Here is a 22757-nt window from a genome sequence, read left to right as displayed (position 1 = left end):
GTGACCTTAATTGTCCCATAACGGAACTCCATGACCAACTACAGCCTGCGCGCACGCATGATGATTCTGATCCTGGCGCCGACCGTCCTTATTGGTTTATTGCTCAGTATCTTTTTCGTCGTGCATCGCTATAACGACTTGCAGCGTCAACTGGAAGATGCCGGTGCCAGCATTATTGAGCCGCTTGCAGTTTCTACTGAATATGGCATGAGCCTGCAAAATCGCGAATCTATCGGTCAGTTGATAAGCGTTTTGCATCGTCGCCATTCTGATATTGTTCGCGCCATTTCAGTTTACGATGAAAATAACCGACTCTTTGTCACCTCCAATTTTCATCTCGACCCTTCAGCAATGCAGCTCGGTAGTAACGTACCATTTCCGCGCCAGCTCACTGTCACACGTGATGGCGATATTATGATTTTGCGTACGCCGATTATTTCCGAGAGTTATTCTCCCGACGAATCGCCCATTAGCGATGCCAAAAATAGTCAGAATATGCTGGGGTATATTGCCCTTGAGCTGGACCTTAAATCGGTGCGCTTACAGCAATATAAAGAGATTTTTATTTCCAGCGTGATGATGCTGTTTTGTATTGGTATTGCGCTTATTTTTGGCTGGCGACTCATGCGCGATGTAACCGGCCCGATTCGCAACATGGTGAATACTGTCGACCGCATCCGCCGAGGACAACTCGACAGCCGGGTGGAAGGATTTATGCTCGGCGAGTTGGATATGCTGAAAAACGGCATTAACTCGATGGCAATGTCTCTGGCGGCTTATCACGAAGAGATGCAGCACAATATCGACCAGGCGACATCAGATCTGCGTGAAACGCTGGAGCAGATGGAAATTCAGAACGTTGAGTTGGACCTGGCGAAAAAGCGCGCCCAGGAAGCGGCGCGTATTAAGTCCGAGTTTCTGGCAAATATGTCACATGAGCTGCGTACACCGCTGAATGGAGTTATTGGCTTTACCCGCCTGACGCTGAAAACAGAATTAACGCCAACGCAGCGCGATCACCTGAACACGATTGAACGCTCGGCAAATAATTTGCTGGCAATTATTAATGATGTTCTCGACTTCTCGAAACTGGAAGCGGGCAAGCTGATCCTGGAAAGTATTCCGTTCCCGCTGCGCAGCACGCTGGATGAAGTGGTTACTCTTCTGGCGCATTCTTCTCACGATAAAGGGCTGGAATTGACGCTCAATATTAAGAGCGACGTGCCAGATAACGTGATAGGCGATCCGCTGCGTTTACAGCAAATCATCACTAACCTGGTGGGGAATGCGATTAAATTCACCGAGAATGGCAACATCGATATTCTGGTGGAAAAACGAGCGCTGAGTAATACCAAAGTTCAGATTGAGGTGCAGATCCGCGATACCGGTATTGGTATTCCTGAACGCGATCAATCGCGCCTGTTCCAGGCCTTCAGGCAGGCAGATGCCAGTATTTCACGCCGTCATGGCGGCACCGGGCTGGGGCTGGTAATTACGCAAAAACTGGTTAATGAGATGGGCGGAGATATCTCGTTCCATAGCCAGCCGAATCGTGGCTCAACCTTCTGGTTCCATATTAATCTCGATCTGAACCCGAATATTATTATTGAAGGACCATCCACCCAGTGCCTCACAGGCAAACGCCTGGCTTATGTCGAACCGAACTCGGCAGCCGCGCAGTGCACGCTGGATATTTTAAGCGAAACACCGCTTGAGGTGGTCTACAGCCCAAGCTTCTCGGCACTCCCTCCCGCGCATTACGACATGATGTTGTTAGGGATTGCGGTGACTTTCCGCGAACCGCTAACGATGCAACATGAGCGGTTAGCGAAAGCAGTGTCGATGACCGATTTTCTGATGCTCGCCCTTCCGTGCCATGCACAGGTCAATGCCGAAAAACTCAAGCAAGATGGTATCGGCGCGTGTCTGCTGAAACCCCTGACGCCTACACGTCTGTTACCTGTACTGACCGAGTTTTGCCATCAAACACAAAATACGCTGTTGCCTGTCACCGACGAAAGTAAGCTGGTAATGACGGTTATGGCTGTTGATGATAACCCCGCCAACCTGAAACTTATCGGCGCATTGCTGGAGGACATGGTTCAGCATGTGGAGTTGTGCGATAGCGGACATCAGGCGGTTGAACGAGCAAAACAGATGCCGTTCGATTTAATCTTAATGGATATTCAAATGCCGGACATGGACGGCATTCGTGCATGCGAACTTATCCACCAGCTTCCGCACCAGCAACAAACGCCAGTCATCGCGGTGACTGCACATGCGATGGCTGGGCAAAAAGAGAAATTACTTGGCGCGGGGATGAGCGATTATCTGGCGAAACCGATAGAAGAAGAGCGATTGCATAATTTGCTGCTGCGCTACAAACCCGGCAGCGGCATTTCTTCCCGCGTTGTGACGCCAGAAGTGAACGAAATTGTGGTGAACCAGAATGCGACTCTGGACTGGCAACTGGCGCTACGCCAGGCCGCTGGCAAAACCGATCTGGCGCGCGATATGCTGCAAATGTTGCTCGATTTCCTGCCAGAAGTTCGCAACAAAGTTGAGGAACAACTGGTTGGGGAAAATCCAGAAGGCCTGGTTGATTTGATTCATAAACTGCATGGCAGTTGCGGCTATAGCGGTGTGCCGCGTATGAAGAATCTCTGTCAACTTATCGAACAACAGCTACGAAGCGGTACTAAAGAAGAAGATTTGGAGCCGGAGCTACTGGAATTGTTGGACGAGATGGATAATGTGGCACGCGAAGCCAGTAAAATTCTTGGGTAATGGACGTCTTGTCGAGTAGCAATAGGCTTTTTATGAAGCTGGTTTCAGATTGGTGACAAAGTGCCTGTTTTTATGCCGGATGCGGCGTTAACGCCTTATCCGGCCTACAAAACCAACTAAATTCAATGAATTAAAAAATGATGTAGACCTGATACGTAGCGCAACAGGCAATTTTGCGTTTGGCATCAGTCTCAAACCGGCTCCTGACAGAGCCGGTTTTTGTTTTCTGTCTTAACGCACCATGCACGGACGCTTGTTATCGAACGTCCAGCCAGGAATCAGGTACTGCATCCCCATCGCATCATCACGCGCGCCAAGCCCGTATTTCTGATACAGCTCGTGGGCTTTCATCACCTGATCCATATCGATTTCCACACCCAGCCCCGGTTTTTCCGGTACCTGAACCAGACCGCCTTTGATCTCAAAAGGGTCTTTGGTCAGGCGCTGATTTCCTTCCTGCCAGATCCAGTGCGTATCAATCGCGGTGATTTTACCCGGTGCAGCTGCGGCAACATGGGTAAACATCGCCAGGGAAATATCGAAGTGGTTGTTAGAGTGTGAACCCCAGGTCAGGCCAAATTCATGGCACATTTGCGCCACACGTACCGAACCCTGCATCGTCCAGAAATGCGGGTCCGCCAGCGGGATATCAACAGATTGCAGGGAGAGCGTATGGCCCATCTGCCGCCAGTCGGTGGCGATCATATTGGTTGCAGTCGGCAGGCCAGTCGCGCGACGGAACTCTGCCATTACCTCACGCCCGGAGAAACCTTGCTCCGCACCACACGGATCTTCTGCATAAGCCAGCGAACCTTTCAGGTATTTACCAATTTTAATCGCTTCGTTCAGCGACCAGGCACCGTTAGGATCGAGCGTAATACGCGCCTGCGGGAAGCGTTGCGCCAGTGCCACAATAGATTCGGCTTCTTCTTCCCCGGCCAGTACACCGCCTTTCAGTTTGAAATCGTTGAAGCCATATTTTTCATACGCCGCTTCCGCCAGGCGCACCACCGCATCCGGCGTCATCGCTTCTTCGTGACGAAGACGATACCAGTCGCATTTGTCATCCGGCTGGCTTTGATACGGTAACGGTGTGGCTTTGCGATTGCCGACAAAGAACAGATAACCGAGCATTTCGACTTCGCTACGCTGTTGACCATCGCCCAGCAGGGATGCCACGTTAACCCCAAGGTGTTGCCCAAGCAGATCCAGCATTGCCGCTTCGATCCCGGTTACCACGTGGATAGTGGTACGCAGATCAAAAGTCTGTAAACCACGCCCGCCAGAATCACGATCGGCAAAAGTATTACGCACCAGCGTCAGAACGTTTTTGTATTCACCCAGCGTTTTACCTACCACCAGCGGAATCGCATCTTCCAGCGTTTTACGGATTTTCTCGCCGCCGGGAATTTCCCCTACGCCGGTGTGACCAGAATTATCTTTGATGATCACAATATTACGCGTGAAGAACGGTGCGTGTGCGCCACTCAGATTCATCAGCATACTGTCATGACCCGCCACCGGGATGACCTGCATTTCAGTAACAACAGGCGTCGTAAATTGAGAATTCATATTTATGTCCTTATTCAAAATCAATGACGGCCGAAAACGGGACGTTTACGGTCAAAGGTCCAGCCGGGGATCAGGTACTGCATCGGGCCTGCGTCGTTACGCGCGCCGCCAGGCAGACGTTTATAGGCCTCATGTGCCTTTTGTACCTGTTCCCAGTCCAGTTCCACGCCCAGGCCGGGCGCATCAGGAACGACAATTTTTCCGTTTTTAATCTCCAGCGGATTTTTGGTCAGGCGACAATCGCCCTCCTGCCAAATCCAGTGGGTATCGATAGCGGTGGGATTACCCGGTGCCGCCGCGCCCACATGGGTAAACATCGCCAGAGAGATATCGAAGTGGTTGTTGGAATGACAGCCCCAGGTCAGCCCCCAGTCGTCGCAAAGCTGCGCCACGCGGACTGCTCCAGAAAGCGTCCAGAAGTGCGGATCGGCAAGTGGAATATCTACCGCGTTGAGCATCACCGCATGACCCATTTCGCGCCAGTTGGTGGCGATCATGTTAGTTGCGACGGGCAAGCCGGTCGCCCGCCGAAACTCCGCCATCACTTCGCGACCGGAGAAACCCTGTTCTGCGCCGCATGGATCTTCGGCATAGGTCAGCACATCATTCAGGCCTTTACACAGGGAAATCGCTTCGTCCAGCAGCCAGGCACCGTTGGGATCAACGGTAATCTGCGCATCCGGGAAGCGTTTCTTCAATGCCCGAACGGTGTCAATTTCTTGCTCACCAGGTAACACACCGCCCTTAAGTTTGAAATCTTTAAAGCCATAGCGATCCTGTGAGGCTTCCGCCAGACGCAGAACGGCTTCGCTGTTCATCGCTTTCTGGTGGCGCAACTGATACCACTCATGGTTACCTAGTGTACTCTCCAGATAAGCAAGATCGGTTTTAGTCCGATCACCGATATAAAACAGATAACCGAGGACGGTAATAGCATCGCGTTGCTTGCCTGGGCCAAGCAGTTCACAGACCGGAACATTCAGCGCCTTACCTAACAGGTCGAGCAAAGCGGCTTCCAGCGCCGCCACGGCGTTAACGCGCAATTCAAAGGTCCAGGCACCTTTGCCGAAGGTATCAAAATCGGCGGCCTGATTACCTTTATGCACCTGCTGGACCACTTTATTCAGTCGCGCGACTTCCTGGCCCAGAACCATCGGAATAGCATCGACAAGTGTTTGATAAATCACCTCTCCGCCCGGCGCTTCACCAATGCCGGTATGCCCGGCGTTATCGGTGAGAATCACAATATTGCGGGTGAAATATGCGTTGTGTGCACCACCAATATTGAGCAACATGCTGTCATGTCCGGCGACCGGAATGACTTTCATATCAGTAATGACTGGACTGGATTGTGTCGTCATCTTATTGCCCCGCGACAGGTTTCAGCTCGATACGCTTAATATCGCCCACCAGCACCAGGTAGCTCAGCACCGCGATTAAGGCATGAACCCCGACATAAATCAGCGCACCATTAAAGGAGCCAGTCGTGCCAACGATATAACCAATTGCGATTGGCGTGACGATACCGGAAATGTTACCGAACATATTGAACAGGCCGCCGGAAAGACCGCTAATCTCTTTCGGCGCAGTATCTGCCATTACCGCCCAACCCAGCGCCCCGATGCCTTTACCGAAGAAGGCCAACGCCATGAAACCGATGATCATCCACTCAACATCGACGTAGTTACAGAACACCATCACCATCGACAGCAACATGCCCATCACGATCGGTGTTTTACGCGCAATGTTCAGCGAGCCCGTGCGGCGCATCAGCCAGTCGGAAATAATCCCCCCCAGCACGCCGCCGATAAAACCACAAACAGCAGGAACGGAAGCCACAAAGCCCGCTTTCAGAATCGACATCCCGCGCGCCTGCACCAGATAAACCGGGAACCAGGTAATAAAGAAGTAAGTCAGGGCGTTGATACAATACTGACCGATATAAACACCGATCATCATCCGCGACCCGAGCAGCTGTTTGATCTGCCCCCACTTCACGCTGAACGGCACTTTAACTTTGGTGTTTTGCTGATCCATATTGATCAGCGCGCCGCCAGCGGCGATGTACTCCAGCTCTTTCTGATTTACACCCGGATGCTGGTTTGGCTCGTGGATGACTTTCAACCAGATAAAGCTGATGACAATGCCCAGACCGCCCATAAAGAAGAAGACGTGTGACCAGCCCACTTCATGAGTTAGCCAGCCCATAATCGGCGCGAAGATCACCGTTGCGAAGTATTGGGCGGAGTTAAAAATCGACACCGCCGTTCCCCTTTCCTGCGCCGGAAACCAGGCCGCAACAATGCGGCTGTTGCCAGGGAAAGATGGCGCTTCAGCAAGCCCGACCAGGAAGCGCAGCGTAAACAGGGCAACGATAATGCCGAATCCACTAAAGATATCGACGAAACCTTGCAGCAAGGTAAACATCGACCAGATAAAGATTGACCAGAAGTAGACGCGTTTTGAACCAAAGCGATCCAGCAACCAGCCGCCAGGGATCTGCCCAATAACATAAGCCCATGAGAAAGCAGAGAACACATAGCCCATACCCACTGGGTCAAGGCCGATATCTTTGGCCATTTCCGAACCGGCGATCGAGAGCGTAGCGCGATCGCCGTAGTTGAAAGATGTGACGATAAACAGCATCACCACTATCCAGTAACGAGCATTCGTGCGTTTTTCCACACTGCTCGCAGCCTGACTTAAAGAACTCATTGTTGCACTCCTGAAAATTCGCGTTAGCCACGCTCACTCTGGACTGCGACATCGCCAGGAAATCAGAGGTGACGTAGGGTGTTTTTGCCGTTTTTATAGGTCGTTCGCCGAATGCGGCGCGTGTTTATATCTGGCAATAGCAGTATAAAAAGCGCGCCATAGCGGCTCACCGTGCAACAACACAACATTAATGCGTTCAATGAGGCTCGATTTTGGCATTAGCCCTGGACGGTGGAATCCACTTCACGGAAATGAAAACAAGAACAAGAAAGGAAGGGTTAAATCGGAGAAATAAAGAAGAGTATGAAATAGATCGCTTGACTCCAGGCAGACGCCAGTAAAAATCCGCGCTATGAAGCAGTTTTTACTGGCATTTGCCTGAAAAGATTCGATTCAGCACCACTAAAACGGCATTTACCGCTCGCTCAACATATCAGGACAACAGCGTGCCCCAATGTTCGACCCACGGATTTGATTCCGTTTCCGGTTCCGGGTTTTCACTGGCATCAATCAGCAGCATTTCCCCTATTCGCTGCGCGCTCTGTTCCTGTAACAAGGCATCGAACTGTTTGCCGCCGTTGCAGAAATTCACATAACTGCTGTCGCCGAGCGCAATCACGCCGTAACGCAGGTTCGGCTGGAAACCAAGGTTATCCTTTATGCCCAGAAAGAGTGGCACAATGCTATCAGGAAGGTCGCCCTGCCCGGTGGTGGACGTAACTACCAGAACATACTTGTCCTGATAAGGTAGCCAGTCGCTTAATTCTGGGTCTTCAAACACCGTTGCTTTGTGGCCCTGCGCGGTCAGAATCGCTTCCGCTTCTTCGGCGACTAACAGCGCATTACCGTACATAGTGCCCACAAAAATACCAATTTCCGCCATACCGTTTTCTCCCTGGATTAGGAACTTATCTCATCATCCTGACCCGATGGCGCGCTGAACTCAACCCTTTCATTTTCAGGAAGCAGACCGCGCCAGCCAAATTGTGATAATGCCTGCATCCAGGTGTCGTCCAGACCAGCGTGGATAGTCAGCGGCTCGCCAGTAAAAGGGTGCGTCAATGACAACTTACTGGCGTGCAACATTAACCGCTGGAGGCCAAAATGTTCAGCCGCGCTGCGATTCTGGCGCAAATCGCCATGTTTGCTGTCGCCAATAATCGGATGGCGCAAATGGGCGAGATGGCGACGAAGCTGATGTTTGCGTCCGGTTTTCGGCTCCAGTTCCACCAGACCGTAGCGTGTCGTCGGGTAACGCCCGGTCGCGACTGGCATTTCAACCGTCGCCAGACCGCGATAATGCGTCACTGCTGGCTGCGGGCCTTTATCTTCGCGGGCATACTTATCGGCGATTTTATCCAGTTCTTCCACCAGCGGATAATCCAGCACCGCTTCTTCCATCAGCCAGCCACGCACAATCGCATGGTAACGTTTCTGGATTTGGTGCTGTTCAAACTGTTGCGCTAACAGCCGTCCGGCCTCGCTGGATAATCCCATCAGCAATACGCCGGAAGTCGGTCGGTCCAGCCGATGCGCGGTAAACACGTGCTGACCAATCTGGTCACGTACGGTTTGCATGACCACCACTTTTTCGTCGCGATCCAGCCAGCTGCGGTGAACCAGCCAGCCAGACGGTTTGTTAACCGCAACCAGCCATTCATCCTGGTAGAGTATTTCCAGCATCAGTTTGTATCATCCGCAAAAAGCGCATCCAGTTTTTCCAGCTCCGCCAGAATAAGCGCGCGCTGGGGGTGGTCCGTCGCCAGCGCCATTTCATAATACGGCGCCACGGCGAAAGCCCCTGGCAATGGCTGATTATTATCTAAGAGATCGTGCATTCGTGGGATCAGTACCCATTGCAACCACTCCAGTGGCTCCATCGTATCCATAAAGAAAGGTTGGGTACTGTTAAATTGATGCGGCTGCGGTTCATCGCTCCGCCAGTACTGATGTTCACGCAGTAATGTTTCAAGTGCCTGCAACTGAAGACGAACGCGGTCATGAGTGGTCATAAAACAACCTCAAGAAGAAAAAACTGCCGCGAAGGATAGCAGGAATAAAAAAAGGGAGCACTGTATTAACAGTGCTCCCGGTTCGTTTCGCAGCATTCCAGCTACTTTTGTTGCTCCCTGCTCATCCTTGACAACTTTTCCTGTGGCCTTGCGACCAATCGTTCATCCTGAACTAATGCTTCCTGCTCACACCACCCCGATGTGATACTTCATCCTGAAGTGTCCCTGGCCTTCCTGACCCACCGAATCATCCTGACCGGTTCTCATTCTCCGTCCTGGAGGTGTCCTTTAACGCATCCAGCGTTTTCCTCTTCGCTTCATCCAGAAGCCTTTCCCTGAAACACCATCCTGGCGTGTCCTTTAGAAGTGTCATCATCCTGATGTTCACTTCGTTGTCTGACTCCCTGTCGACGAAGATAGAATCGTCTTTTTCACTGAGTCTTACAAGGCGCTTACAGACAATGCCTTAAGGAAAATTTCATACGAAAGTTAAGAATACTCAGTCAACTCATTGATTTAAAATAGAAATATGATTCTTATCTTTTTAAGTATTCACTTACTTTCTGGCGATCTCCTACAGGGTCTGTAAGAGATCTCTCACAACCAGACGGGGTAATTGGATTACAGAAGAGGCTTAAGCTGCGTAAGGAATTCCGCAAGATTTGAGGCTAAATGGGTACGATTCCGCGTACCCAGCGTCTCTTTGCATACTTCGCCAGAGAGATTACACACCGAAATCACCTCCAGCTCTTCTTCCAGTGTGGCGATAAATAACGTGGGGGGCAGTTTCAGACGTTTCTGGGTAACCAGATGTCCAATCAGGTTTTCCTGCACCCGGCGGAAGTCATCTTCGCTCCAGGTTTGCAGTAATGTCAGTTTGATATCGCCAAACTGCGCATGCATATCCCCGGCAAACTGGGCCGTATAGAAGGTATGAATTGCGGGTTGTATCACAATATCAAACGCACGCTCAACCGCGTTTACATTTTGCTCACCGCTAAACGGCTGCGGTTGCCAGAACACAGCATCATTAGTGGTTGAAATAATGCACGGTGAAGGAACGCCATACAGCTCCTCGCTTAACGGCCAACTATTGTGCTGTTCGTGCCAGGCATCGCAGTAACGCGTGGTAAAATCTCTCAAGGCTTGTGCGGTCAATTCGTCCACTAATTTCTCTCTTCACTTAAACCAGATACACTTGTCGTTTAGTTTATCTGGTTTATGACGGTGAAACATGTCTTCTTATGCAAACCATCAGGCACTTGCGGGCCTGACTCTTGGAAAATCAACCGATTACCGGGATACCTATGACGCCAGCCTGCTACAAGGCGTTCCACGTAGTTTGAATCGCGATCCGCTGGGCCTGAAAGCAGATAATCTGCCTTTCCACGGTACGGATATCTGGACGCTATATGAACTCTCCTGGCTGAATGCGAAAGGTTTGCCGCAGGTTGCCGTGGGTCATGTTGAACTTGATTACACCAGCGTAAATCTCATTGAGTCGAAGAGTTTTAAGCTCTATCTCAACAGCTTTAACCAGACACGCTTTAACAATTGGGAGGAAGTGCGCCAGACGCTGGAGCGCGACTTAAGCACTTGCGCCCAGGGTAACGTTAGCGTGGCGCTATATCGTCTTGATGAACTGGAAGGCCAGCCGGTGGGGCATTTCAATGGCACCTGCATTGATGACCAGGATATCGCTATCGATAACTATGAATTCACCACTGACTATCTTGAGAATGCCACCAGCGGCGAGAAAGTGGTGGAAGAAACACTCGTTAGCCACCTGCTGAAATCAAACTGCCTGATTACTCATCAACCAGACTGGGGGTCTATCCAGATTCAGTATCGTGGACGCAAGATTGACAGGGAAAAACTGCTGCGTTATCTGGTTTCTTTCCGTCATCATAACGAGTTCCATGAACAGTGCGTAGAACGCATTTTTAATGACCTGTTACGCTTCTGCCAGCCAGAGAAATTAAGTGTTTACGCACGTTATACCCGTCGTGGCGGTCTGGACATTAACCCGTGGCGCAGTAACTGTGATTTTGTCCCATCGACAACCCGTCTGGCACGGCAATAAAATTTTTCTCAATTTTGCGTGCTGGATTCACGCATAAGGTTGTGAAAGGTCATCAGGCAGGGCTATTGTAATCAAAGGGAATGACGATAATCGTCCCATAAGGAGTTTTTCTTGATTACACATATTAGCCCGCTTGGCTCCATGGATATGTTGTCGCAGTTGGAAGTGGACATGCTTAAACGCACCGCCAGCAGCGACCTCTATCAACTATTTCGCAACTGTTCACTCGCTGTTCTGAACTCCGGTAGCCTCACCGATAACAGCAAAGAATTGCTGTCCCGTTTTGAAAATTTCGACATTAACGTGCTACGCCGTGAACGCGGCGTTAAGTTAGAACTGATCAATCCCCCGGAAGAAGCTTTTGTCGATGGGCGTATAATTCGCGCCTTGCAGGCCAACTTGTTCGCTGTCCTGCGCGACATTCTCTTCGTCTATGGGCAAATCCATAACACCGTTCGTTTTCCAAATCTGAATCTCGACAACTCTGTTCACATTACCAACCTGGTTTTTTCTATCTTGCGCAATGCTCGCGCGCTGCACGTGGGCGAAGCGCCCAATATGGTGGTGTGCTGGGGTGGTCACTCCATCAACGAAAACGAGTATTTGTATGCCCGTCGCGTTGGTAATCAGTTGGGGCTGCGTGAGTTAAATATCTGCACTGGCTGTGGTCCAGGCGCGATGGAAGCACCGATGAAAGGCGCGGCGGTCGGACACGCCCAACAGCGTTACAAAGACAGCCGTTTTATTGGTATGACTGAACCATCGATTATCGCTGCTGAACCGCCTAACCCGCTGGTTAACGAACTGATCATCATGCCGGATATCGAAAAACGTCTGGAAGCGTTTGTCCGTATCGCCCACGGCATCATTATCTTCCCAGGCGGTGTGGGTACAGCGGAAGAGCTACTGTATTTGCTGGGAATTTTAATGAATCCGGCCAACAAAGATCAGGTCTTGCCATTGATCCTCACCGGCCCGAAAGAGAGTGCTGATTACTTCCGCGTACTGGACGAGTTTGTCGTGCATACGTTGGGAGAAAACGCGCGCCGCCATTATCGCATCATCATTGATGACGCTGCAGAAGTAGCCCGTCAGATGAAAAAAGCGATGGCGCAGGTGAAAGAAAACCGTCGCGATACGGGCGATGCCTACAGCTTTAACTGGTCAATGCGTATTACGCCAGATTTGCAAATGCCGTTTGAGCCGTCTCACGAGAATATGGCTAATCTGAAGCTTTACCCGGATCAGCCCGTTGAAGTGCTGGCTGCCGACCTGCGTCGTGCATTTTCTGGCATTGTGGCGGGGAACGTAAAAGAAGTCGGCATTCGCGCCATTGAAGAGTTTGGGCCATACAAAATCAACGGTGATAAAGAGATCATGCGCCGTATGGACGACCTGCTTCAGGGGTTTGTTGCCCAACATCGTATGAAGTTACCAGGCTCTGCCTACATCCCTTGCTACGAAATCTGCACCTAATCCTCCCTTCCCCGGTAACGTTTGTTGCCGGGTTTTTCTCTTTTTTGGTCGCTCACTAATCAATCCATTTCATTTGTTATATGAATGTTTCAGAGCGTCATCATGTCATTAATATCACCACATACAATATGTCATACAATTTATGTTGTAGCGCAAACGTTTCCCTTCATTTGAAGACCGCATTTTATCTCCGCAAAAAAGAAAATCTTGCAATCATTAACTAAAAGTATTGATTTTTGCAGTTCAACCTACATATATTGCGCGCCCCGGAAGAGGTCAGATGTCGTTAATCTGCCAAATATTGCCCTTAAATTCTCTTTTACTTTTGATTTACAGAGTAAAGCGTTGGGATTATCTATCTTCCAAGTAGATTATTGTATTTGAGATCAAGATCACTGATAGATACATAACTTGTGTGTATCTTTCCGCCCTCAAATTATTACGGCGGAAAATGATTAAGCCATCGCCGATAGACAGATTTCATTTTTACGGCCAGGCACCTTCCCGGGCTGAACTGGCTAAAAGCTGAATTATTTGCATTCCTCCAGGAGAAATAGATGGAAACGACTCAAACCAGCACGATTGCGTCGAAAGACTCTCGCAGTGCCTGGCGCAAGACAGATACCATGTGGATGCTGGGCCTTTACGGCACGGCAATCGGCGCGGGCGTGCTGTTCCTGCCAATCAACGCCGGTGTTGGCGGTATGATCCCGCTGATCATCATGGCTATCCTTGCGTTCCCGATGACGTACTTTGCGCATCGTGGCCTGACTCGCTTCGTGCTGTCTGGTAAAAACCCAGGCGAAGACATCACCGAGGTAGTAGAAGAACACTTTGGTATTGGCGCAGGTAAACTGATTACCCTGCTCTACTTCTTCGCTATCTACCCGATTCTGCTGGTTTACAGCGTGGCAATCACCAACACGGTTGAAAGCTTCATGTCTCACCAGCTGGGTATGACGCCGCCGCCGCGTGCGATTCTGTCACTGATCCTGATCGTGGGTATGATGACCATCGTTCGCTTCGGTGAGCAGATGATCGTTAAGGCGATGAGTATTCTGGTATTCCCGTTTGTTGGCGTACTGATGCTGCTGGCTCTGTACCTGATCCCGCAGTGGAACGGCGCAGCACTGGAAACTCTGTCTCTGGACACTGCATCTGCAACCGGAAACGGTCTGTGGATGACCCTGTGGCTGGCAATTCCGGTAATGGTGTTCTCGTTCAACCACTCTCCGATCATCTCTTCTTTCGCCGTTGCGAAGCGTGAAGAGTACGGCGATATGGCAGAACAGAAATGCTCGAAGATCCTGGCATTCGCTCACATCATGATGGTGCTGACCGTAATGTTTTTCGTATTCAGCTGCGTACTGAGCCTGACTCCGGCAGACCTGGCTGCGGCTAAAGAGCAGAACATCTCGATTCTGTCTTACCTGGCTAACCACTTTAACGCGCCGATCATCGCGTGGATGGCTCCGATTATCGCGATTATCGCTATCACCAAATCCTTCCTGGGCCACTACCTGGGCGCACGTGAAGGCTTCAACGGTATGGTGATCAAATCACTGCGTGGTAAAGGTAAGTCTATCGAAATCAACAAGCTGAACCGTATCACTGCGCTGTTCATGCTGGTAACGACCTGGATTGTTGCCACCCTGAACCCGAGCATCCTGGGTATGATTGAAACCCTGGGCGGCCCAATCATCGCGATGATCCTGTTCCTGATGCCGATGTACGCCATTCAGAAAGTACCGGCAATGCGTAAATACAGCGGTCACATCAGCAACGTATTCGTTGTCGTGATGGGTCTGATTGCAATCTCCGCAATCTTCTACTCTCTGTTCAGCTAAGTCCTTTCGCGCCGCTTTCGGGCGGCGCTTCCTCCGTTTTAACGCGATGTATTTCCTATGATTAGCGTATTCGATATTTTCAAAATCGGCATTGGCCCTTCCAGTTCTCATACCGTTGGACCAATGAAAGCGGGTAAACAATTTACCGACGATCTGATTGCCCGTAACCTGCTTAAAGACGTGACCCGCGTGGTGGTTGACGTGTACGGCTCGCTCTCTCTGACCGGCAAAGGGCACCACACTGATATCGCCATTATTATGGGCCTGGCAGGGAATCTGCCGGATACCGTGGATATCGATTCCATCCCTGGTTTTATTCAGGATGTGAATACTCACGGTCGCCTGATGCTGGCAAACGGTCAGCACGAAGTCGAGTTTCCGGTTGATGAATGCATGAACTTCCATGCCGATAACCTTTCTCTGCATGAGAACGGCATGCGCATTACCGCGCTGGCGGGCGATAAAGTTGTTTACAGCCAGACGTATTACTCCATCGGCGGTGGCTTTATCGTTGATGAAGAGCATTTTGGCCAGCAGGATAGTGCACCGGTTGAAGTTCCATATCCGTACAGTTCTGCTGCCGATCTGCAAAAACATTGTCAGGAAACCGGGCTGTCACTCTCTGGTCTGATGATGAAAAACGAGCTGGCGCTGCACAGCAAAGAAGAGCTGGAACAGCACCTGGCGAACGTCTGGGAAGTGATGCGTGGCGGTATTGAACGCGGTATTTCCACCGAAGGTGTGCTGCCGGGCAAACTGCGCGTTCCACGTCGTGCCGCGGCACTGCGCCGGATGCTGGTCAGCCAGGATAAAACCACCACTGACCCGATGGCGGTTGTTGACTGGATCAACATGTTCGCACTGGCAGTGAACGAAGAGAACGCTGCGGGCGGTCGTGTGGTGACTGCGCCGACTAACGGTGCGTGCGGGATTATCCCGGCAGTGCTGGCGTACTACGACAAGTTTATCCGCGAAGTGAACGCTAACTCACTGGCTCGTTACCTGCTGGTAGCCAGCGCGATTGGTTCTCTTTATAAGATGAACGCGTCGATTTCTGGTGCCGAAGTGGGTTGCCAGGGTGAAGTTGGCGTGGCGTGCTCAATGGCGGCGGCGGGTCTGGCAGAACTATTAGGCGCAAGCCCGGCGCAGGTGTGCATCGCGGCGGAAATCGCTATGGAGCATAACCTCGGCCTGACGTGTGACCCGGTTGCTGGACAGGTACAGGTACCGTGCATCGAGCGTAACGCCATTGCGGCAGTAAAAGCGGTGAACGCCGCGCGTATGGCACTGCGCCGTACCAGCGAACCGCGCGTCTGCCTCGATAAAGTTATCGAAACCATGTACGAAACAGGTAAAGACATGAACGCCAAGTATCGCGAAACCTCTCGCGGCGGCCTGGCGATGAAGATCGTTGCCTGCGATTAATCGTTCTCCAGAGGCCTCGTTGTGCGAGGCCTCACATTGTTGAGAATGTGCCTGTTGTTTATGCCGGATGCGGCGTAAATGCCTCATCCGACCTACAAAACAGCGCAAATTCAATAGATTGCGATTCTTTTGTAGGCATGATAAGCGTAGCGCATCAGGCAATTTGTCGTTGTCATCAATATCAGTTCTCGTTTTGCGAGCCCTCTTCCTGTTTTCTCATCCAGTCGTAGCCTGTTCCGGTGACCAATGTTACCCTTATCGCCTGATCTTTAAGGGGGAATATTGTGGCTGTTCATTTGCTTATCGTCGATGCACTGAATCTTATTCGTCGCATTCATGCCGTGCAGGGTTCACCCTGCGTCGAAACCTGCCAGCACGCCCTTGATCAACTTATTATGCACAGCCAGCCGACCCACGCCGTCGCCGTTTTTGATGATGAAAACCGCAGTAGCGGCTGGCGTCATCAGCGCCTGCCAGATTACAAAGCGGGTCGCCCGCCAATGCCGGAAGAGTTGCACAACGAAATGCCCGCGTTACGCGCAGCCTTTGAGCAACGCGGTGTCCCGTGCTGGTCAGCCAGCGGCAACGAAGCCGATGACTTAGCCGCCACGCTGGCGGTCAAAGTGACACAGGCCGGGCATCAGGCAACCATCGTTTCGACAGATAAAGGCTACTGTCAGCTACTTTCACCTACATTACGTATTCGCGATTACTTCCAGAAACGTTGGCTGGATGCACCGTTTATCGATAAAGAATTTGGCGTTCAACCGCAGCAATTGCCCGATTACTGGGGGCTGGCGGGGATCAGTAGTTCAAAGGTGCCAGGCGTTGCGGGAATTGGGCCAAAAAGCGCCACGCAGCTGCTGGTCGAGTTTCAGAGTCTGGAAGGGATATATGAGAATCTGGATACGGTTGCCGAAAAGTGGCGCAAAAAATTAGAAACCCATAAAGAGATGGCATTCCTGTGCCGTGATATCGCCCGCTTACAGACTGATTTGCATATCGACGGCAATTTACAGCAGCTCAGACTTAAACGCTGATAAACCAATGCCGGAAGCAGACAGTAATAGCTTCCGGCACACGTACTCAGATTATCGTTCGTCGCGACGACCACCCACCGCAGCCCAGATTCGGCGGACGTGCACCGTCACTTCTTCGCGATCGTGATACAACTGACGCGCCTGAATCTGGGCGTTAATGCCATGTTCATCAAGCTGTGCCTGAATGTACGCCAGATTGTGTGATACTTCTTCGTAGCGTTTTTTCATCGGCAATTTAAGGTTGAAGATAGTTTCACGACACCAGCCATTAACCAGCCACTGCGCCATCAAAGCCGCGACCTTCGCCGGTTTTTCCACCATGTCACACACCATCCACGAGATATTGCTACGTGTCGGGCGGAATTTAAAACCATCTTCCCGCAGCCACGTTACTTGTCCAGTATCCATCAGACTTTGCGCCATCGGGCCGTTATCAACGGAGTAAACCCACATGTTGCGCTTCACCAGTTGGTAGGTCCAGCCGCCCGGGCAAGCGCCCAAATCCACCGCCCACATCCCGTTCGCCAGGCGTTCATCCCATTCATCCGCAGGAATAAACACATGAAATGCCTCTTCCAGTTTGAGTGTGGAACGACTTGGTGCATCTGCCGGAAACTTCAGGCGCGGAATGCCCATATAGAACGGCGAGTTATTATTGCTGTAAGAGTAGCCGGTATAACAGCAGCCTGGCGCGATAAAGAACACATGCACCACTGGACGCTTCAGCGTTTCATAGCTCGCCAGGACGCCCGCATCACGCAAGGCAGCCCGTAACGGTACAGTAAATTTGCGGCAGAATTTCAGTAACTCTTTACTTTCGTTGGTGTCCGCGACTTCAACGCGAAGTTCGCCGCCCTTCTCTACCACACCCTGCAACATGCCAACTATGGGCGTAATGCGGTCTTCCTGCGGCAAATGCTGGAGCAGTTCTCCCACCACAAACCACTGGCGGGCAAAAATTAATGAACTGAACGGCAGCTCACGGATTAACTTATCGCCATCATCAGGTTGATAACATTCATAAATCACATAACCCGCATTCTCTTTCACGCGGGCAAAACCGAAAATTTCCCGCTGGCCGGCTTTATCGGTAATTTCTGCGGCGCACTCTTTTTCAAAGCCCGGACGGCACAACAATACAACTTTATTCATGACTTACGCCCTTGCGCTTTAAACGGATAGCACCAACTAACATTAACGCCCAGCCCGCGAGAAAACTCACACCGCCGACCGGAGTGACAAACGCCCACAAACGCAGATGAGACAGCGCCAGGCAATAAAGGCTGCCGCTGAACAGCACCGTACCTAGCGCCAGAAAGACGCTACTCCAGTAAAACCAGATACTGATGCGACGTTGCATTGCCACCGCCAGACCTAAAATTGCCAGCGTATGAAATGCCTGGTATTCGAGGCCGGTCTGGATCCAGCCCATTTCAACGGCACCCATGGTTTTACTTAAAACATGCGCACCAAAAGCACCCAGAGCGACAAAAATGAAGCCGCTAATGGCGGCGAAAATCAGCATAAAACGGCTGGTCATGGTCGTACCCTACATAAATTATTGTTCATAACGAAAGCGGAATTTTTCTTGTTCAGCAGCGGCTTTCGCCAGGATCCATTGGCGAAAGGCGGCTATTTTACCCAGTTCTGCCTGGCTGTCATGACATACCAGATAAAAAGCATTTTTACTGACCAATACGTCATTAAACGGGCAAACAAGGCGTCCGGCCTCGATTTCAGATTGCGCCATCACGTTATTTGCCAGCGCCACCCCCTGCCCGTGAATGGCTGCTTGTAGCACCATGGCGCTATGGCTGAAGATAGGCCCTTGCTGAACGTTAATATGAGTCAGCCCCAACTGGCGGGTATATGTCTGCCAGTCTCGCCGGGATGCATCGTGTAATAACGTATGTTTAGCCAGATCTTCCGGCGTCTTCAAGGATTTCTCACCGGTTAATAGTAAAGGCGAACACACTGGCAACAGGTATTCGGCGTAAAGCTTTTCCACCCGCAGCCCCGGCCAGTTGCCTCGGCCATAAAATATCGCCACGTCGACATCATCCGCCAGTTTATCTTCCTGTCGGTCGACCGCCTGGATTCGAACGTCGATTCCCGGATAAGCTGAATTAAAGCTGGAAAGTCGCGGTACCAGCCAGTGGATGGCAAAACTGGGGAGTAAGCTGACCGTCAATGCCCCTTTGGCGCTACGGGCCTGGAGTTTACGCGTCGCTTCGGTTAATTGCGAAAATATCTCTTTGATATCGAGAAAATAGCTTTGCCCTTCCTCGGTCAATAGAAGTGAACGATTACGGCGGCGGAACAGTTTTAGCCCCAAAAAATCCTCAAGGGACTTGATTTGATGACTTACTGCGGCCTGGGTCACAAAAAGCTCTTCTGCTGCACGCGTGAAGCTTAAATGGCGGGCTGCGGCATCAAAAACTCGTAAGGCATTTAGCGGTGGTAATCGTTTAGACATGGCTTTTAAACTTTGATGTTAAATGAATTTAACAATTAGATCACATTGTGTAACCTATTAGTTTTTTTAATCTGAGCCATTATAAATTGTCCGTTGAGCTTCTACCAGCAAATACCTATAGTGGCGGCACTTCCTGAGCCGGAACGAAAAGTTTTATCGGAATGCGTGTTCTGGTGAACTTTTGGCTTACGGTTGTGATGTTGTGTTGTTGTGTTTGCAATTGGTCTGCGATTCAGACCATGGTAGCAAAGCTACCTTTTTTCACTTCCTGTACATTTACCCTGTCTGTCCATAGTGATTAATGTAGCACCGCCTAATTGCGGTGCTTTTTTTTTACCTTGCGATCGCGAATTACTGATCCAGTTCGACCATCTCTTTCACGTCGGTACGGTTGATCTGCTGTTTGTTGCCATTAGCGTCTTTATAAGAAATCATACCGGTTTCATCATCCGTCATCGGTTTGCCGTCAGCAACAATGGTGCGCCCATCGTTGGTGTGCATGACATAATTTGAACCAGAGCAGGCGCTAAGGGCAAAAGTCAGCATACAGGCAGAGATAATTGCGGCGGTCTTTTTCATCTTCTTCTCCTTAAAGCGATTATTAGCTCGCAATGAAAATCAATTAACAGGCTAAAATTTGCACCTGACACTATTCAGCATATGTCACTGCTGCGGTTTCGCCTGGATATCCAGACAATTCCGATGGTTAGCACTCACCTTGTATCAAAGTGAATTTTGCGTCACGATCGGCGAATCAAGCCGAGGAGTCTCATGAACGTTTTTAATCCCGCGCAATTTCGCGCCCAGTTTCCCGCGCTACAGGATGCGGGCGTTTATCTCGATAGTGCAGCGACCGCACTCAAACCCGAAGCTGTGGTTGAAGCAACCCGGCAGTTCTATAGCCTGAGCGCCGGAAACGTCCATCGCAGCCAGTTTGCCGAAGCCCAACGTCTGACCGCACGTTATGAAGCTGCTCGGGAAAAAGTAGCGCAATTGCTAAATGCACCGGATGATAAAACTATCGTCTGGACGCGCGGCACCACTGAATCCATCAACATGGTGGCACAATGCTATGCCCGTCCGCGTCTGCAACCGGGCGATGAGATTATTGTCAGCGTGGCAGAGCATCACGCTAACCTCGTTCCCTGGCTAATGGTTGCCCAACAAACCGGAGCCAAAGTGGTGAAACTGCCGCTTAATGCGCAGCAGTTGCCGGATGTCGATTTATTGCCGGAGTTAATTACTCCCCGTAGTCGGATTCTGGCGTTGGGCCAGATGTCGAACGTCACTGGCGGTTGCCCGGATCTGGCGCGAGCGATTACCTTTGCTCATTCAGCCGGGATGGTGGTGATGGTTGATGGTGCTCAGGGCGCAGTGCATTTCCCTGCCGATGTTCAGCAACTGGATATCGATTTCTATGCTTTCTCTGGTCACAAACTGTATGGCCCGACGGGTATCGGCGTGCTTTACGGCAAACCAGAACTGCTGGAAGCGATGTCGCCCTGGCTGGGCGGCGGCAAAATGATTCACGAAGTGAGTTTTGACGGCTTCACTACTCAATCCGCGCCGTGGAAACTGGAAGCCGGAACGCCAAATGTCGCTGGTGTCATAGGATTAAGCGCAGCGCTGGAATGGCTGGCAGATTACGATATCGACCAGGCAGAAAGCTGGAGCCGTAGCCTGGCGACGCTCGCAGAAGACGCTCTGGCAAAACGTCCAGGCTTTCGTTCATTCCGCTGTCAGGACTCCAGCCTGCTGGCCTTTGATTTCGCGGGTGTTCATCACAGCGATATGGTGACGCTACTGGCGGAATATGGTATTGCCCTGCGCGCCGGGCAGCACTGTGCTCAACCGCTGTTGGCAGAATTAGGCGTAACCGGCACTCTGCGCGCCTCTTTTGCGCCATATAATACAAAGAGTGATGTGGATGCGCTGGTGAATGCCGTTGACCGCGCGCTGGAATTATTGGTGGATTAATGACGAACCCGCAATTCGCCGGACATCCGTTCGGCACAACCGTTACCGTAGAGACGTTACGCGATACTTTCGCGCCATTGACGCAATGGGAAGACAAATATCGCCAGCTGATTATGTTGGGGAAACAGCTGCCTGCGTTGCCAGACGAATTAAAAGCACAGGCCAAAGAAATTGCCGGATGTGAAAACCGCGTCTGGCTTGGATATAACGTCGCAGAAAACGGCAGGATGCATTTCTTTGGTGATAGCGAAGGGCGCATTGTGCGCGGTCTGCTGGCCGTATTGCTGACTGCCGTTGAGGGCAAAACCGCCGCCGAGTTACAAGCACTGTCGCCGCTGGCATTGTTTGATGAGCTGGGATTGCGTGCGCAACTTAGCGCCTCTCGCAGTCAGGGATTGAATGCGTTAAGCGAGGCAATTCTCGCTGCGGCGAAGCAAGCTTGATGTTACACAGTTCCTGGTCGGATAAGACACACCAGACGTCGCATCCGACCTAATGTTTACCCCTGGCGCGCCGCTTTCGCCATCATCTTCTTCAGCGCATGAGAAACCGCAACAAACCCAAAGGTGGCGGTTACCATCGTCGCGGCGCCAAATCCAGATGCGCAATCCATCCGCTTTGGCCCTTCCGCCGTGGCTTTCATTGCACAGACCGTGCCGTCTGACTGCGGGTACACCAGTGCTTCGGTAGAGAACACGCAATCCACGCCGAGCTTACCTTTACTGTTTTTCACCACGCCGAAATCGCTTTTCAGGCGCTCGCGCAGCTTCGCCGCCAGCGGATCCTGAATCGTTTTCGCCAGATCGGTAACCTGAATCTGCGTCGGATCAATCTGCCCACCAGCGCCACCGGTCGTGACTAGCGGGATTTTATTGCGCCGACAATAAGCAATCAGCGCCGCTTTGGGTCGCACGCTATCAATGGCATCAATTACATACGAATAACCTGCACTCATGTATTGCGCTACGTTATCCGGCGTCACGAAGTCATCGACTACTGTTACACGGCACTCAGGGTTAATCTGGCGAATGCGCTCCGCCATCACTTCCGCTTTTGCCAGCCCGACGTTATCGCGCAGGGCGTGAATTTGCCGATTGGTATTGGTGACGCACACATCATCCATATCAATAAGCGTGATTGCGCCAATCCCCGTGCGCGCCAGCGCTTCCGCCGCCCAGGAACCGACACCACCGATACCCACCACACAAATATGCGCATCAGCGAACAGTTGCAACGCTTTTTCACCATACAGACGCGCTGTGCCACCAAAACGCTGACGCCATGCATCACTAATTACAACAGACATAGCACCTCAGAATTAAAAAGGGCGAGGTTATCCCTCACCCT

Annotated in this window: 20 protein-coding genes; 8 read left to right on the top strand and 12 right to left on the bottom strand. The window is 51.2% G+C overall.

What is annotated here, in order from left to right; translation table 11 throughout:
* Positions 1–30: 30 nt before the first annotated feature.
* A complete protein-coding gene (gene barA, locus FFT88_RS15065; RefSeq protein WP_130207684.1) occupies positions 31–2787 on the top strand; it encodes a two-component sensor histidine kinase BarA in 2757 nt (918 codons plus the stop codon).
* A 231-nt stretch (positions 2788–3018) separates the two neighbouring features.
* Here barA and gudD read toward each other — a convergent pair whose 3' ends face one another.
* From gudD to syd, 7 genes are all read right to left on the bottom strand, one after another.
* Positions 3019–4359, bottom strand: coding sequence for a glucarate dehydratase (gene gudD / locus FFT88_RS15060; protein WP_135405615.1), 1341 nt, complete (start codon positions 4357–4359; stop codon positions 3019–3021).
* Positions 4360–4379: 20 nt separating this feature from the next.
* Positions 4380–5720, bottom strand: a complete 1341-nt coding sequence (locus FFT88_RS15055) for an enolase C-terminal domain-like protein (protein WP_135405614.1) — start codon at positions 5718–5720, stop codon at positions 4380–4382.
* Position 5721: 1 nt separating this feature from the next.
* Positions 5722–7074, bottom strand: coding sequence for a galactarate/glucarate/glycerate transporter GudP (gene gudP / locus FFT88_RS15050; protein WP_042096643.1), 1353 nt, complete (start codon positions 7072–7074; stop codon positions 5722–5724).
* Between the two features lie 433 nt (positions 7075–7507).
* Positions 7508–7957, bottom strand: a complete 450-nt coding sequence (locus FFT88_RS15045; protein WP_130214545.1) for a flavodoxin — start codon at positions 7955–7957, stop codon at positions 7508–7510.
* A gap of 17 nt (positions 7958–7974) precedes the next feature.
* Positions 7975–8757, bottom strand: a complete 783-nt coding sequence (truC, locus tag FFT88_RS15040) for a tRNA pseudouridine(65) synthase TruC (RefSeq protein ID WP_130214547.1) — start codon at positions 8755–8757, stop codon at positions 7975–7977.
* Positions 8757–9086, bottom strand: coding sequence for a YqcC family protein (locus FFT88_RS15035; RefSeq protein WP_135405613.1), 330 nt, complete (start codon positions 9084–9086; stop codon positions 8757–8759). Before FFT88_RS15035 ends, truC begins: the two co-directional genes overlap by 1 nt.
* A gap of 621 nt (positions 9087–9707) precedes the next feature.
* Positions 9708–10253 (bottom strand): SecY-interacting protein, encoded by a 546-nt coding sequence (gene syd, locus FFT88_RS15030; RefSeq protein WP_135405612.1) that lies wholly within the window; start codon positions 10251–10253, stop codon positions 9708–9710.
* Between the two features lie 67 nt (positions 10254–10320).
* On the opposite strand from syd, the gene queF reads away from it, so the two are divergent.
* From queF to xni, 5 genes are all read left to right on the top strand, one after another.
* A complete protein-coding gene (gene queF, locus FFT88_RS15025) occupies positions 10321–11169 on the top strand; it encodes an NADPH-dependent 7-cyano-7-deazaguanine reductase QueF (RefSeq protein ID WP_130221507.1) in 849 nt (282 codons plus the stop codon).
* A gap of 111 nt (positions 11170–11280) precedes the next feature.
* Positions 11281–12645, top strand: a complete 1365-nt coding sequence (gene ppnN / locus FFT88_RS15020) for a nucleotide 5'-monophosphate nucleosidase PpnN (protein WP_130214553.1) — start codon at positions 11281–11283, stop codon at positions 12643–12645.
* A 557-nt stretch (positions 12646–13202) separates the two neighbouring features.
* The gene (sdaC, locus tag FFT88_RS15015; RefSeq protein ID WP_064528228.1) at positions 13203–14492 is read left to right on the top strand and encodes an HAAAP family serine/threonine permease SdaC; all 1290 of its coding nucleotides are present in this window, start codon (positions 13203–13205) and stop codon (positions 14490–14492) included.
* Positions 14493–14549: 57 nt separating this feature from the next.
* Entirely contained in the window at positions 14550–15917 is a 1368-nt protein-coding gene (sdaB, locus tag FFT88_RS15010) for an L-serine ammonia-lyase II (RefSeq protein WP_130207700.1), read from the top strand.
* 284 nt (positions 15918–16201) lie between these two features.
* Positions 16202–16957: a flap endonuclease Xni gene (gene xni / locus FFT88_RS15005; protein ID WP_135405611.1), complete on the top strand. Its 756-nt coding sequence runs from the start codon at positions 16202–16204 to the stop codon at positions 16955–16957.
* Between the two features lie 51 nt (positions 16958–17008).
* On the opposite strand, the gene rlmM is transcribed toward xni, so the two are convergent.
* The 4 genes from rlmM to FFT88_RS14985 form a co-directional block, all read right to left on the bottom strand.
* Complete coding sequence (rlmM, locus tag FFT88_RS15000; RefSeq protein WP_135405610.1) at positions 17009–18109, bottom strand: 23S rRNA (cytidine(2498)-2'-O)-methyltransferase RlmM; 1101 nt, start codon at positions 18107–18109, stop codon at positions 17009–17011.
* Entirely contained in the window at positions 18102–18497 is a 396-nt protein-coding gene (locus FFT88_RS14995) for a DUF423 domain-containing protein (protein ID WP_000203905.1), read from the bottom strand. The genes rlmM and FFT88_RS14995 overlap by 8 nt, the downstream gene beginning before the upstream one ends.
* Positions 18498–18515: 18 nt before the next feature.
* Positions 18516–19433, bottom strand: coding sequence for a glycine cleavage system transcriptional regulator GcvA (gcvA, locus tag FFT88_RS14990; protein WP_130207706.1), 918 nt, complete (start codon positions 19431–19433; stop codon positions 18516–18518).
* A gap of 351 nt (positions 19434–19784) precedes the next feature.
* Positions 19785–20012 carry a YgdI/YgdR family lipoprotein gene (locus FFT88_RS14985; RefSeq protein WP_000750396.1) on the bottom strand — a complete coding sequence of 76 codons (228 nt, stop codon included), beginning with the start codon at positions 20010–20012 and terminating at the stop codon, positions 19785–19787.
* Between the two features lie 192 nt (positions 20013–20204).
* Here FFT88_RS14985 and csdA point away from each other — a divergent pair, with 192 nt between their 5' ends.
* Together csdA and csdE are read left to right on the top strand one after the other, a co-directional pair.
* Positions 20205–21410 (top strand): cysteine desulfurase CsdA, encoded by a 1206-nt coding sequence (gene csdA, locus FFT88_RS14980; protein ID WP_135405609.1) that lies wholly within the window; start codon positions 20205–20207, stop codon positions 21408–21410.
* Positions 21410–21853, top strand: a complete 444-nt coding sequence (gene csdE, locus FFT88_RS14975; protein WP_131162401.1) for a cysteine desulfurase sulfur acceptor subunit CsdE — start codon at positions 21410–21412, stop codon at positions 21851–21853. Before csdA ends, csdE begins: the two co-directional genes overlap by 1 nt.
* Before the next feature lie 56 nt (positions 21854–21909).
* Here the strand turns inward: csdE and tcdA are convergent, their stop codons facing one another.
* The gene (gene tcdA / locus FFT88_RS14970; protein ID WP_000117724.1) at positions 21910–22716 is read right to left on the bottom strand and encodes a tRNA cyclic N6-threonylcarbamoyladenosine(37) synthase TcdA; all 807 of its coding nucleotides are present in this window, start codon (positions 22714–22716) and stop codon (positions 21910–21912) included.
* Between the last annotated feature and the right edge of the window lie 41 nt (positions 22717–22757).

The organism is Escherichia sp. E4930 (assembly GCF_005845405.1).
In the GTDB taxonomy this organism is placed as follows: Bacteria; Pseudomonadota; Gammaproteobacteria; order Enterobacterales; family Enterobacteriaceae; genus Escherichia.
This window is presented reverse-complemented; position numbering and strand designations above follow the sequence as displayed.